This window comes from Luteibacter sp. PvP120, assembly GCF_054055715.1.
Genome location: NZ_JBSRXP010000001.1, coordinates 823,574 through 836,669, shown reverse-complemented (window position 1 = coordinate 836,669; position 13,096 = coordinate 823,574). Strand labels below are relative to the sequence as shown.

At 68.5% G+C, this 13,096-nt stretch carries 12 protein-coding genes; 8 read left to right on the top strand and 4 right to left on the bottom strand.

The genetic code is table 11. From position 1 onward, the window contains the following. The first annotated feature begins 143 nt into the window (after positions 1–143). The gene (locus ACVKN3_RS03305) at positions 144–2,840 is read left to right on the top strand and encodes a FimV/HubP family polar landmark protein (RefSeq protein ID WP_354515910.1); all 2,697 of its coding nucleotides are present in this window, start codon (positions 144–146) and stop codon (positions 2,838–2,840) included. Between the two features lie 69 nt (positions 2,841–2,909). Here ACVKN3_RS03305 and ACVKN3_RS03300 read toward each other — a convergent pair whose 3' ends face one another. Continuing rightward, entirely contained in the window at positions 2,910–3,938 is a 1,029-nt protein-coding gene (locus ACVKN3_RS03300) for a metallophosphoesterase (protein ID WP_354515912.1), read from the bottom strand. A gap of 208 nt (positions 3,939–4,146) precedes the next feature. Then, entirely contained in the window at positions 4,147–5,109 is a 963-nt protein-coding gene (gene bla, locus ACVKN3_RS03295; RefSeq protein ID WP_285401273.1) for a subclass B3 metallo-beta-lactamase, read from the bottom strand. A 177-nt stretch (positions 5,110–5,286) separates the two neighbouring features. Between bla and truA the strand changes: the two genes are divergently transcribed. Genes truA through accD form a run of 5 tightly spaced genes read left to right on the top strand, consistent with a single transcriptional unit; the run spans position 5,287 to position 9,584 of the window. Continuing rightward, positions 5,287–6,054, top strand: coding sequence for a tRNA pseudouridine(38-40) synthase TruA (gene truA / locus ACVKN3_RS03290; protein ID WP_285401272.1), 768 nt, complete (start codon positions 5,287–5,289; stop codon positions 6,052–6,054). Beyond that, complete coding sequence (locus ACVKN3_RS03285; protein ID WP_285401271.1) at positions 6,051–6,662, top strand: phosphoribosylanthranilate isomerase; 612 nt, start codon at positions 6,051–6,053, stop codon at positions 6,660–6,662. Before truA ends, ACVKN3_RS03285 begins: the two co-directional genes overlap by 4 nt. Positions 6,663–6,672: 10 nt before the next feature. Next, the gene (trpB, locus tag ACVKN3_RS03280) at positions 6,673–7,884 is read left to right on the top strand and encodes a tryptophan synthase subunit beta (RefSeq protein WP_036140759.1); all 1,212 of its coding nucleotides are present in this window, start codon (positions 6,673–6,675) and stop codon (positions 7,882–7,884) included. Further along, positions 7,884–8,684, top strand: coding sequence for a tryptophan synthase subunit alpha (gene trpA, locus ACVKN3_RS03275; protein WP_285401268.1), 801 nt, complete (start codon positions 7,884–7,886; stop codon positions 8,682–8,684). Before trpB ends, trpA begins: the two co-directional genes overlap by 1 nt. A gap of 27 nt (positions 8,685–8,711) precedes the next feature. Continuing rightward, positions 8,712–9,584, top strand: a complete 873-nt coding sequence (gene accD, locus ACVKN3_RS03270) for an acetyl-CoA carboxylase, carboxyltransferase subunit beta (RefSeq protein WP_354515916.1) — start codon at positions 8,712–8,714, stop codon at positions 9,582–9,584. A 9-nt stretch (positions 9,585–9,593) separates the two neighbouring features. Here the strand turns inward: accD and ACVKN3_RS03265 are convergent, their stop codons facing one another. Beyond that, positions 9,594–10,136, bottom strand: a complete 543-nt coding sequence (locus ACVKN3_RS03265) for a phosphatase PAP2 family protein (protein WP_285401264.1) — start codon at positions 10,134–10,136, stop codon at positions 9,594–9,596. Continuing rightward, positions 10,108–11,268, bottom strand: a complete 1,161-nt coding sequence (locus tag ACVKN3_RS03260; protein ID WP_354515918.1) for a glycosyltransferase family 4 protein — start codon at positions 11,266–11,268, stop codon at positions 10,108–10,110. The genes ACVKN3_RS03265 and ACVKN3_RS03260 overlap by 29 nt, the downstream gene beginning before the upstream one ends. Before the next feature lie 143 nt (positions 11,269–11,411). On the opposite strand from ACVKN3_RS03260, the gene gltX reads away from it, so the two are divergent. Together gltX and ACVKN3_RS03250 are read left to right on the top strand one after the other, a co-directional pair. Then, the gene (gene gltX, locus ACVKN3_RS03255) at positions 11,412–12,815 is read left to right on the top strand and encodes a glutamate--tRNA ligase (RefSeq protein ID WP_285401259.1); all 1,404 of its coding nucleotides are present in this window, start codon (positions 11,412–11,414) and stop codon (positions 12,813–12,815) included. After that, positions 12,808–13,092: a hypothetical protein gene (locus ACVKN3_RS03250; protein WP_036140764.1), complete on the top strand. Its 285-nt coding sequence runs from the start codon at positions 12,808–12,810 to the stop codon at positions 13,090–13,092. Before gltX ends, ACVKN3_RS03250 begins: the two co-directional genes overlap by 8 nt. Positions 13,093–13,096: the final 4 nt, after the last annotated feature.

Sequence of the window (13,096 nt, the reverse complement as noted above, 5' to 3'; positions counted from 1 at the left end):
CGCGAACGACAGCAGGGTTGTCGCGTAACTGCCCGTGTACGCTATTGTTAGTTGTTGCTGGGGTGCACTACAGTGGCGCCTTCGCGGCCGACCGCCCGAAAGAGGCGCGCCGTCAGCATGATTTTAGTTCGGGGGAAGCCGTAATGAACCGTACGTTGAAGCTGTCGATCATGCTGGCGCTGCTCACGGGGGGCGGTCAGGCATGGGCGCAGAACCTGGGCCCGGTCCAGATGCGCTCCACCATGGAACAGCCGCTGGTCGCGGAAATCCCGCTGAGCGGCGTGTCGGGTAGCCTCGACAACGTTCATGTCGCCCTGGCCTCCGAAGAGGCCTTCTCCCGCGCCGGCCTAAGCCGCGAGGGCCTGCCGGTCGCCCTCAGCTTCACCGTGGCCCGCAATGCCGGTGGCCAACCCGTCATCCGCGTGACCAGTGGCGCGCCCGTGCGCGACACCTATCTCGATTTCCTCGTCGAGGTATCCACGGGCGGCAACAAGGTGGTCCGTGAGGTCACCATGCTGCTGGACCCGCCGGGCACCCCGATCTCCGCGCCGTCCGTCGGTGCGCCGACGCCCACCGCGCGTCCGTCGCGTACGTCCGACGTGCCCTCGCGCACGGCCGAAGCCGCGCAGCCTCGTCCATCGCGCAGCGAAGCCGCGGCACCGTCCGCCGCCGCAGCACCGTCTGCCGCTCCGGACAGGGCGCCGACGCGCCCGTCCCCGCGTGCGGCGCCGGCGGCCAGCGGTTCCTATGGCCCCGTGCAGCGGGGGCAGAGCCTGTCTGCCATCGCGCGGGACCACGCCGGTGGCGGCGACATGAACCAGATGCTGCTGGCCCTGCGCAAGGCCAACCCGGATGCGTTCTATCGGGACAACATCAACGCGCTGAAGACCGGCGCGGTCTTGCGCGTGCCGTCCCCGGAAGATGTCCAGGCCCAGTCCGCGGCGTCCGCGCTGGCCGAGGTGCGTCGCCAGAACGAGGCATGGCGTTCGGGCTCGGCCCGCAAGCCATCCGTCGTGGCCGACGGTGCCGCGACCGGCGCGGCGCAGGACACCGGCAAGCCCACGCCGGCTGCCAACGACCGGCTCGCCATCGTCCCCTCGAAGGAGGGCGGTGAAGCCGCCTCCACTCGTGCCGGCACCCGTGACGGCAAGGGCGACGCGCAAGTGGCCGGCCTCAAGCAGGCGCTGACCACCCAGCAGGAAAACGTCGCCTCGCTCAAGCAGCAGGGCGCCGAACTCACCTCGCGCGTCAGCGACCTGGAGGCGATCAACAGCAAGAACGAGCGGCTGCTCAGCCTGAAGGACGCCGAGATCGCCGAGCTCCAGCGCAAGCTGGCCGACGCGCGCAAGGCGGGCGGTCAGGCCGCGCCGGCAGCCGCTGCCGCCGTGCAGCCGACGCCCGCGTCCGCGCAGCCGCCGGTCGCGACGCCCGCCGCTACGTCGGCCGCCGCGCCGGCACCGGCGGTAGCGACCTCGCCGGCGACGCCCGCATCGTCCGGCCCGGCCCGGCCCGCATCGGCGGCGCCCGCCGCCACGGTGGCCACCGCGCCGCTGAAAGATGCCGCGAACACCGCACCGGCCGCCACGCCCGTCACGAAACCCACGGGCGTGACGCCCGTGCGGGTCGACGACGATCCCTGGTACATGCAGCCCTGGGCCTGGGGTGGCGGCGCCATCGTCATCCTCCTGCTCCTGGTGGCGGCCGTGTTCGGCCGCCGCAAGCCGACGCCGGCCGAGGCGACACCGGCCTCGCTGGCCGACCGGTTCGGCCAGCAGGAACCGACCTTCGGCGAGTACGGCCACAACGATGCGATCGACCCGGACCAGCGCGAGATCCTCGACGCCCTGGCCGAGCACCCGGACGACATCGGCCTGCACCTGGAACTGGTCAGCCTCTATTACCGCCGCCGTGACGTCGACCATTTCGAGGCCGCGGCCGAAGCCATGTTCGCCCACGTCGCCGACCCGGATCAGCCGGAGTGGCGCGAGGTGGTGACCATGGGTGAGGATCTCGCGCCCACCCATCCGCTGTTCGGCGGCGTCCCGGTGGACGAGATCGACGAGCCGTACGACACCTACACCGCCGGCTCGCCCCACACCGCCGACGAGGTCGCCGCGCTCGAGGAATTCGACCTGGGCCACTACGTGACCAGTGCCGAAGACGACGAGTTGCCGCCGCGCGCCGAGCCGCAGAAGCACAGCGAGTACCACTTCAACTTCGACCTGACCCCGGTGCAGCGCGCCGAGGCCGAGCATCGCGCCAACGCACCCGACGTCTTCGACGTGGACGCGCCCGAGTCGCCGTACCACGAGGCGCCGTTGCACGACGCGGCACATCACGACATCGATGCGGTCGACGAGCGGCACGTGCCGCCGGCGTCCACCTTCGGCGACATCCTGGGTGAGCAGACCCGGGCGCACGAGGAACCCGCGCCGAGCTGGTCGTTCGACGGGGATCGCGACGGGCTGGCCGACGTGCCCGTACCGCTCGACGAGTCGCACCGCGCCGATACGCTGGTCGACGGGCACGAACATCACGCAGAGCAGCCGCGATTCGACGAGCCCAGCTTCGATGAAGGGCGTCCCGACGAGCATCGTCTGGACGAGCCCCGCTTCGACGAGCCGCCGGCGTTCCCGACGTTCCCCGACGACGAACCGCTCACGGATCACGTTCGCGACAACTTCAGCGACGACCCCGTCGACACCAAGCTCGACCTGGCCCGTGCCTACCTCGACATGGGCGACGCCGAAGGCGCCCGCCTGATGCTCGACGAGGTGATCGCCGAAGGGACGCAGATGCAGAAGGACACGGCCAAGCGGATCCTCGACGACATCGTCTGACCCGGCGGTTCGCCCCCGTGAAGGCCCCGGTGCGTGCACCGGGGCCTTCGTCGTTTCGTGTCAGGGCATCTATGTCCGGTCGAACACGAGTTCGCGTTCCGGCCAGCGAAGGGCGCCCAGTCGGGTCAGGAAGGCATGCCCTGCCAGTCGCTCCTGGAACCGTCGGCCCACCGAATAGTCGATGCAGTAGACGTTGCGGTCGGGGCCGAGCGCCTCGTCGAAGGGAACGCCCTCGAACAGGTCCTTGCCACCCTTGCCGAAGGCACGCCTGTCGACCGATACAGGCCAGCGCCAGTAATGGCCGATGACGACGGGCACGGCGCCACGATAGTCGTTCCACCAGGCGGCCCGCTCGACCATCCGCCATTTTCCGCTGCTGAAGAAAGGCGCCTCGCCGATACGCTCCACACCGGAGGTCAGCACGCGAACGGGATTGCCCATCTGGCGGATCTCGTCGACCTGCGCCATGCCATGGAGCATGCTCATGGCGGCATCCGGGTCGCGAAGGGAGTCGCCGATGTGCTTTGCTTCGTTGTCGGCCGTGACGAGCAAGCCACTGCTCGCCAGCCGCGCTTCGGCGGCATCGTCCGCCACCGTGAACAGGTCGGCCACGGTGGCGACGCTCGCCGTCTTTATCTCCTGCACCGATGTCTCGTTCCAGCAGGCATGCACGACCCGCAGTTCCGGGCTCTCGAGGGCGATGGGCAGTTCGCCGAGAAAGGCGAGGTAGTGCCTCCGCCTATCGGCATCCGCATCGGTCGAGGCGAGGAACTTACCTTCGTCGCGGTCGTGGTTGTCCTCGAAGAACCAGCCGTTGCCCTCCTTGCGCGAGCCACGCAGGATATTCAGCTCGTGATTGCCGAGTACGCATTGCGCACGTCCCGCGGCGACCAGCGCACCAACCAGGTCGAGCACGGCGGGGCTGTCCGGGCCGCGGTCGCACAGGTCACCGACGAAGACGAGGCGTCGCCCCTCGGGGTGGCGGCCCTCTGCGTCGTAGCCCATGCGGGAAAGAAGATGATGCAGGGCCTCGATTTCGCCGTGTACATCGCCGATCAGGTCGAGCGGTCCGTCGAACAGCTTTCCTATGAGCGCCATGGCTTGCCTTGTGCGTTGTTGCGATGGGGACGTGGTGGAGGTGCGCTTGTCGGCGCATGCGACGCCTACAACGGCATGCCGATGGAAGGTACCATCCTCTCCGCATCGCATCATGCATTCGTTTTCGCAGGTGGAGACGCCTGCGTTGATGTTGTGCATGGCTTCATTCGTGGCGGATGCCTTGAGGGTTCGCGGACATCGTCCGCTCCTACCTGGACTTTTGTTGCTTGGCTAGTTCGGCCTCGAAGTTTTGTTGTGCATCGGTCGCGTAGGCGCGGCAGCCGGCGGGATCGATCATGGCGTCCGTGCCGTCCTGCTTGCGCTTTGCGACGCGCTCCCAGAAATCGACCATCTCCGGATGCGGGGCGATGGGGATGTCGCAAGGCAAGTCGGCGACGACGGCAAAGCTGCGTTCGAAATCCCGGACGATCTCGGGATATCGGGCATTTCCCACCAGATGGAAGCCTGGGGCGGAAAGGCTGCCCACGTCGACCACGGCGAGACAGCGCTTTCCCTCGCAGGACGTCCATGTCCAGGTCGTGTTGCCCTTGGTATGGCCGGGTGTCGCGTGGGCCGTTACCGTCAGGTCGCCCAGATGCAACACGTCGCCGTCCACGACCGTTCGGTCCACGCGCACGGGCGGGAAAGCGAACCGGTTGCCGTACTGGGGATCGTCGGTACCCCCACGTTCCAGCAGGGAAGCGTCTGCCGCGTTGGCGATCACCTGTGCACCCGTATCGGCGGCCAATCGGGCCAGGTCGCCTGCATGGTCGGAGTGCGCGTGCGTGTTGAGTAGCCACTTGATGTCGTGCAGGCGTACGCCGAGTTGGCGCAGGTTCGCCTCGATCAGGGCAGCGTCGCCCGGCACGCCACCGTCGATCAGGATGTGTCCTGCAGGCGACGCAATGAGGAAAACGCCCAGCCCCCTGGGGCCGACAAACCACGTGTTGCCGTAGATGCGGAAGGGCTTCTGCGGGGCGGTCCATGATGGGCTTGCGGCGATGTTCCGGCGCAGGTCCGTGGACATCCGGTACGGCGCGTTCGATGCCGTCGTCGCGGGTTGTCCGGTCGCTTCGTCCCGGGCGTCGTCGCTGGCTGGCGCAGCGCTACAGGTGAAGGCTATCGGGACGAGCAGGGCGCAAAAGAGGCTTGCGTAGGTGAACGATGCCATGGGGTCAGGCCTGCGTGATAGTTGGTCCGCTGCGATCATGCGGGCTGTACGGGGCTTCCCGGAGGCGCGATTGTGGCAGCCCCGGGTCGGCGTGGGTGTGTCCCTACGCCCCCGAACGCACCGCCTGGCGCACGAATGGTACCCTTTGCGGTTTCCACGGCCCCCGACACCTTTCCCATGCGCATCGCCCTTGGCGTCGAATACGACGGCACCGATTTCTTCGGCTGGCAGCGGCTCAGCCATGCGAAGACCGTGCAGGGTGCGCTGGAGAAGGCGCTCGGCTTCGTCGCGCATGCCCCGGTGGAGGTCACCGCGGCCGGCCGCACGGATGCCGGCGTGCACGGGCGCTGCCAGGTGGTCCATTTCGATACCGAGGTGGTGCGCGACATGCGCGGCTGGATCCTCGGTGCGTGTTCCAACCTGCCGCACAGCGTGGCGGTCACGTGGGCGCAGCCGGTGGCCGATGACTTCCATGCACGTTTCTCGGCGCGGGCGCGTCGCTATCGCTATCGCATCCTGCCGCGCTTCGTGCGCCCCGCGCTGGACGCGCGGTTCGTCGCCTGGGAGCGGCGGCAGATCGATGCGGATGCCATGCACGAGGCGGCGCAGGCGATCGTGGGCGAGCACGACTTCACGGCGTTCCGGGCCATTTCCTGCCAGGCCGCGCATGCACGGCGCAACGTGCGCGCCATCCGCGTGTTCCGCGAGGATATCCACGTGGTGGTGGAGATCGAGGCCAACGCCTTCCTGCACCACATGGTCCGCAACATCGTCGGGTCCTTGCTGCGGATCGGCCGCGGCGAGGAAGCCGTCGGCTGGATGGCCGAGCTGCTGGCCGGCCGCGACCGCGAGGTGGCCGGTGCCACCGCGCCCGCGGAAGGCCTGACCTTCCTCGGTCCGCTTTATGAAGCCCACTGGGGGCTGCCACAGGAAGTGACGCTATGACCCGGATCAAGTTCTGCGGCCTGACCCGCATCGACGACGTGCAGCTGGCTGTACGCCTCGGCGTGGATGCCATCGGCCTGGTGATGACGCGCCGGAGCAAGCGCTTCGTCGATCCCGTAGCCGCCGCGCGCCTGCGCGACGCCGTGCCGCCCTATGTCAGCGTCGTGGCGCTGGTGATGGACGACGAGCCCGCCTTCATCGACGAGGTGGTCAGGGTGGTACGCCCGGACATGCTCCAGTTCCACGGCACGGAAACCGACGCGCAGTGCGCCGCCCACGGCGTGCGCTATACCAAGGCCATCGCGATGGGCGAGGGCGCGCCGGCCCTGGCCCGGCTGCACCTGTTTCCCGGCGCCGCGGGGCTGCTGCTGGACGGGCACGGCCTGGGCGAGCAGGGCGGCAGCGGGCAGCGGTTCGACTGGTCGACCATGCCGCAGGATCTTGCGCAGCCGTTGATCCTGGCCGGCGGCCTGGACGCGGACAACGTGGCGGAGGCCATCCGCATCGCGCGGCCGTGGGCGGTGGATGTCTCCAGCGGCATCGAGGTTTCGCCGGGCATCAAGGAAGCGGCTAAGATGGAACGCTTCATGTCCGCCGTACGACGATAGCGAGAACGCAATGACCGAGATCACGGATTTCCACGCCTACCCCGACGCGCACGGCCGTTTTGGCGACTACGGCGGCATCTACGTGGCCGAGACGCTCATGGAACCGCTGGCCGAGCTGACCGCGGCGTACGAGAAGCTGCGTGTCGATCCCGCCTTCATCGCCGAGCTCGACCGCGACCTCAAGTATTACGTCGGCCGTCCCAGCCCGGTCTACCTGGCCGAGCGCCTGACCCGCCACGTCGGTGGCGCGCGCATCATCCTCAAGCGTGAGGACCTGAACCACACCGGCGCGCACAAGATCAACAACACCGTGGGCCAGGCGCTGGTCGCCCGGCACATGGGCAAGACACGCATCATCGCCGAGACCGGCGCCGGCCAGCACGGCGTGGCCAGCGCCACCGTGGCCGCCCGCCTGGGCCTGAAGTGCATCGTCTACATGGGCGCGGTGGACATCGAGCGGCAGAAGATCAACGTCTATCGCATGCGCCTGCTCGGCGCCGAGGTGGTGCCGGTCACGTCCGGCTCCAAGACCCTCAAGGACGCCCTCAACGAGGCCATGCGCGACTGGGTCACCAACGTGACCGACACCTTCTACATCATCGGCACCGTCGCCGGCCCGCACCCGTATCCGCAGATGGTCCGCGACTTCAACGCCATCGCCGGCCGCGAGGCGCGTGAGCAGACCCTCGAGCAGTTCGGTCGCCTGCCTGATGTCATCACCGCCTGCGTCGGCGGTGGCTCCAACGCCATCGGGCTGTTCCACGCCTTTCTCAACGACCGCGACGTGCGCATCGTCGGCGCGGAAGCCGCGGGCGACGGCATCGACACGGGTCGCCATGCCGCCTCGCTGGCGGCCGGCAAGCCCGGTGTGCTGCACGGCAACCGTACCTACGTGCTGTCGGACGCCAACGGCCAGATCGTGGAAACGCACTCCGTCTCGGCCGGTCTCGACTACCCCGGCGTCGGTCCGGAACACGCGTTCCTGAAAGATGCCGGCCGCGCGGAATACGTCGGCGTCACCGACGACGAAGCCCTCGAGGCCTTCCACCTGCTGGCCCGCACTGAAGGCATCCTGGCGGCGCTGGAATCCAGCCACGCCATTGCCCAGGCGATCAAGCTGGCGCGCGAACTGCCGAAAGACGGCTTGGTCCTGGCCAACCTTTCGGGGCGTGGCGACAAGGATGTCCATACCATCGCCGAGCGCGAGGGGATCCTGCTCTGATGAACCGCCTCGACACGCGTTTCGCCGCCCTGAAAGCCGCCGGTCGCACCGGCCTGATCACTTTCGTCACCGCGGGCGATCCCCTGCCTGACGCCGTGGTCCCCATGCTCCATGCCCTGGTGGCCGCTGGCGCCGACGTCATCGAGCTGGGCGTGCCGTTCTCCGATCCCATGGCGGATGGCCCGGTCATCCAGCACGCCAGCGAGCGGGCTATCGCCCAGGGCGTAGGCCTGAACAACGTGCTGGCCTGGGTCGCGGCGTTCCGTGAGACCGACAACGAGACGCCGATCGTCCTCATGGGTTATCTCAACCCCGTAGAGATGTACGGTTACGCGGAGTTCGCCGAGGATGCCGCGGAGAAAGGTGTCGACGGCCTGCTGATGGTCGATTGCCCGCTGGAGGAATCCCACGTCCTGGAGCCCCTGCGCGCGGCGGGGCTGCACCAGATCGTCCTGGCCTCGCCCACGACGGTGGAAACCCGGCTGGACGCCCTTTGCAAGGCGGCTTCGGGGTTCCTGTATTATGTGTCGTTCGCCGGGATCACGGGGTCGGCCCAGCTCAGCACCGGCGACATCGCCGAGCGGGTGGCCGGTATCCGGGCGCGGTCCAACGCGCCGGTGGCCGTCGGTTTCGGCGTGCGCGACGCGGCCAGCGCCGTGGCGATCGGTGCCTTCGCCGATGCCGTGGTCATCGGCAGCGCGCTGGTCGATCGCCTGGCCGGCGCCGAGTCCGCCGACGATGCCGCCCGCCGCGCGCACGATTTCCTTGCGCCCATCCGCGCCGCGCTCGACGCGCGCTGATCCGCACCACCCTTTCGGAGAACCACCATGAACTGGCTGCAGAAAATCATGACGCCGAAGACCCGCGCACCCAGCGCGGCCGCCGGCAAGGGCAAGGTGCCCGAAGGTGTGTGGGAGAAGTGTGCCGGTTGCGGCACCGTGCTCTACAAGCCCGAGCTCGAGAAATCGCTGATGGTGTGCCCCAAGTGCGGGCATCACCACGCCATCTCGGCGCGCGTGCGCCTCAATGCGTTCTTCGACGAGGGCAGCGCCACCGAGCTGTGGCCGAAGCTCGAGGCCGTCGATGCGCTGAAGTTCAAGGATCAGAAGAAGTACAAGGACCGCGTCGTCGCCGCGCAGAAGTCCACCGGCGAGCGCGACGCGCTGATCGCGATGTCCGGTCGCCTGCTGGAGCGTCCGGTGGTCTCGGTCGCCTTCGAATTCGCCTTCATGGGTGGCTCGATGGGCTCGGTGGTGGGCGAGAAGTTCGCCCGCGCCGCCGAGAAGGCCCTGGCCGATCGTAGTGCGCTGGTCTGCTTCGCCGCCACGGGTGGCGCACGCATGCAGGAAGGCCTGTTCTCGCTGATGCAGATGGCCAAGACCTCGGCCGCCCTGGCGCGCATGCGCGATGCCGGCGTGCCCTACATCTCGGTGCTGACCCACCCGACCACCGGTGGCGTCTCGGCCAGCCTTGGCATGCTGGGCGACCTCAATGTCGCCGAGCCCAAGGCCCTGATCGGCTTTGCCGGCCCTCGCGTCATCGAGCAGACCGTGCGCGAAACCCTGCCGGAAGGCTTCCAGCGTCCGGACTTCCTGATCGAACACGGCGCCCTCGACATGGTCGTCGATCGTCGCGAGATGCGCGACACGCTGGGCTCGGTCCTCGGCATCCTCGGCAAGGCGCCGCGCGCCGTCGCCTGATCGATCAGATCAGACCAGTACGCGCTCCGCCCATAGCGACAGCGTACCCAAGGCGCCACCGATCACGGTGGCCGCCAGCACGTCGCTGGGGTAATGCAACCCCAGCACCACGCGCGATGCGCCGACCAGAGCGGCGAAGCCGATCAGGAACGGTGCCAGCACGGGGTAGTGCGCCACCGCCACGACGGTGAACGACACCGCCTGCAGGGTGTGCCCCGACGGAAAGCTGAACTCGTCCAGTGGCGGTATGTGCGCGATGACGCCGGGGCAGGTGCGGAACGGACGCGGGCGACGCGTCCAGCGCTTCAGCACGCGGTAGAGCATCAGCGCGGTAAGCCCGGTAACTGCCATCTGCAGCGCCACGGCCACGCCGTGCCAGCCGCCGACCAGGGCGATGACGCTCATCAGCGCGTACCAGAACACGCCGTCGCCCAGCCGGCTGACGGCACCGAAGAAGATCCCGATGGCCCGGCGTGCGCCCCACCGGTTGGCGGCGACGCACATGCGGCGGTCGAGGTTGGCCCTACGCGGCGACGGCGGTACGCGATGCATGGACGTTCTCCTCGGACAGGGATGTCATGATCAGTTCGAACTCGGCAATCACCGATTCGGGCGACGAACCGGCCACCGATGCGCGTGCCGCCGTGCCCATGGAGCGGCAGGCAAGCAGGTCCGCACCCAGCACCGCGGCACGTTCGATCAGGCCGCCTTCGTTGCCCGGCGCCACACGGATGCCGTTCTGCCCGTTGCGGATGAACTCCCGCGCGGCGGCTTCGGCGTAGGCGACCACCGGGGTACCCGAGGCCATGGCTTCCAGCACCACGTTGCCGAAGGTTTCGGTGAGGCTGGGGAACACGAAAAGATCGGCACTGGCGTAGCACGCCGCCAGTTCGTCGCCACGGCGTGTGCCGGGGAAGACGATGTCCGGATGGGCGGCTTCCAGTGCGGCGCGTGCCGGACCGTCGCCGACCATCACGCAGCGCGCCGTCGGCACGCGTCGTTGCAGGGCACGATAGGCATCGACGACCACCTGCAGGTTCTTTTCCGGGGCGAGGCGGCCCACGCTGAGCATCACCGGCGCGTCGGGAGCGGCGCCCCAGGCGTCGCGGAGGCGCTCGTCGCGGCGGTCCGGGTGGAAGCGTTGCGTGTCCACCGCGCGACGCAGCACGCGCACGTCGTGCACGCCCAGGTCGTTCAGTTCGGCGGCCAGCTGGCCGGTCGGCACCAGCGTGGCGTGCGCGCGGCGGTGGAAGCGAGCCAGGTACTGGCGTACCAGGGGCGTCAGCGCGCCGAAGCCGTAATGGCCGACGTAAAAATCGAAGCGGGTATGGAAGCCGGTGGCAACGGGGATGCCCAGGCGGCGCGCGGCACTGACCGCGCTCCAGCCCAGCGGGCCTTCCGTGGCCACGTAGATCGCGTCCGGGCGATCGGAGCGCCAGCGGCGTTCGAGGCGGAAGCGGGAGGGCAGGCCGAAGCGGAGGCTGTCGTAGCGGGGCACGGCGGCGGCTTCCACCGCCAGTACGTCCATGCCGGCATCCGCCGAGGCCGGTGCATCCGGGTGGATCGGACGGATGAGGTCGACCGTATGGCCCCGCCGCAGCATGCCGCGGGCCAGCGACTGGACGGTCAGGGCAACCCCGTTCACGTCCGGTGCGTAGGTCTCGGTAACGATGCCGAGTCGCATGGCGGTGCCCCTTGTGTCCTGAGCCTGAGCCATCCTTGCGTGCGGGCATGTCGCGGGCATGATGGCCAGATGACCGCGCGGTTACGACGCGCGCCAGGCGTATCGGTTAAAATCCCGGTCTTGTCAGCCCGATGATCCCCACGATGACCGTCCGCACCCGATTCGCTCCCAGCCCCACGGGCTACCTCCACATCGGCGGTGCCCGCACCGCGTTGTATTGCTGGCTGGAATCGCGTCGCCGCGGCGGGGAATTCGTGCTGCGCATCGAGGACACCGACCGCGAGCGTTCCACCCAGGAGGCCGTGCAGGCCATCCTCGACGGCATGCAGTGGCTGGGCCTCGGCCACGACGAAGGCCCGTACTACCAGACGCAGCGCATGGATCGCTACCGCGAGGTGGCCGACCAGCTGCTGCGCGAGGGCAAGGCGTATTACGCCTACGAGACCAAGGAAGAGATCGAGGCCATGCGCAACGCCGCCATGGAGGCGGGCGTGAAGCCGCGTTACAACGGCTATTACCGTGACCGCGACGAGCCGCTGCGCGACGACCCCAACCGCGTCATCCGCTTCAAGAACCCGTCCACGGGGTCGGTGGTGTTCGACGACAAGGTCAAGGGTCGCATCGAGTGGTCCAACGAGGAGCTGGACGACCTGGTCATCTTCCGCTCCGACGGTTTCCCGACCTACAACTTCGCCGTGGTGGTCGACGACATCGACATGGGTATCACCGAGGTGATCCGCGGCGACGACCACGTCAACAACACGCCGCGCCAGATCAACATCTACAAGGCGCTGGGCGCACCCGTGCCCGAGTTCGCCCACCTGCCCATGATCCTCGGCCCGGACGGGCAGAAGCTGTCCAAGCGCCACGGCGCGGTCAGCGTCATGCAGTACCGCGACGACGGCTTCCTGCCGCACGCGCTGCTCAATTACCTGGTCCGGCTGGGCTGGTCGCACGGCGACCAGGAAATCTTCTCCGTCGACGACATGAAAACGCTGTTCGACGTGGCCGACGTCAACAAGGCGGCGTCGCGCTTCGACGTCACCAAACTGTCATGGCTCAACCAGCATTACCTCAAGCACGACGATCCCGCCACGCTCGGGCCCGAGCTGGCCTGGCACCTGGCGAAGATCGGCATCGATGCTTCGCAGGGCCCGAACCCCGCGGATGTCGTGGTGGCGTTGCGCGATCGCGTGCAGACCTTCAAGGAAATGGCCGAGCGCGCAAAGATCTGGTACGGCCCGATCCTGGCCTGGGATGACAAGGCGGTCGAAAAACACCTGCGCACCGATACCGCGGTATCGGCACTCGAACAGGCCAGGGCCGAACTTGCCGCGCTGGCCGAGTGGACGCCCGAAGCGGTGCATGGCGCCGTCGAGCGCGTGGCCGCCGCGCTGGAACTGGGCATGGGCAAGGTGGCCGCGCCGCTGCGCGTGGCCATGACCGGCACCCAGGTCTCGCCGTCGATCGAACACACCATCTACCTGGCCGGCCGCGACGGCGCGCTGTCACGGATCGACGAGGCGTGCGCCCGCGCTCGTGGATGAACTGCTCGCCCGGGCGATGCAGGGCGTCGATCCGGACGCCCCCGGTGCGTTCCTGGCGATCTTCGCCAACCTGATGCGGCTGGTGCCATGGGGCGAACTGATCCTGTGGCAGGTCGTCTTCATCGTGGTAGGTGCCGCGCTCGGCTGGTGGCGCGGTCGCCTCGTCGCCGGTATCGTCGCCGCACTGGTGCTGGGCCCCTTCGGCTGGGTGGTGCCGTTTCTTCCGCGCAAGCCGCCACGCTTGCCGCCGCCGCTACCGGGGTCGAAAAAGCGCTGAGCGA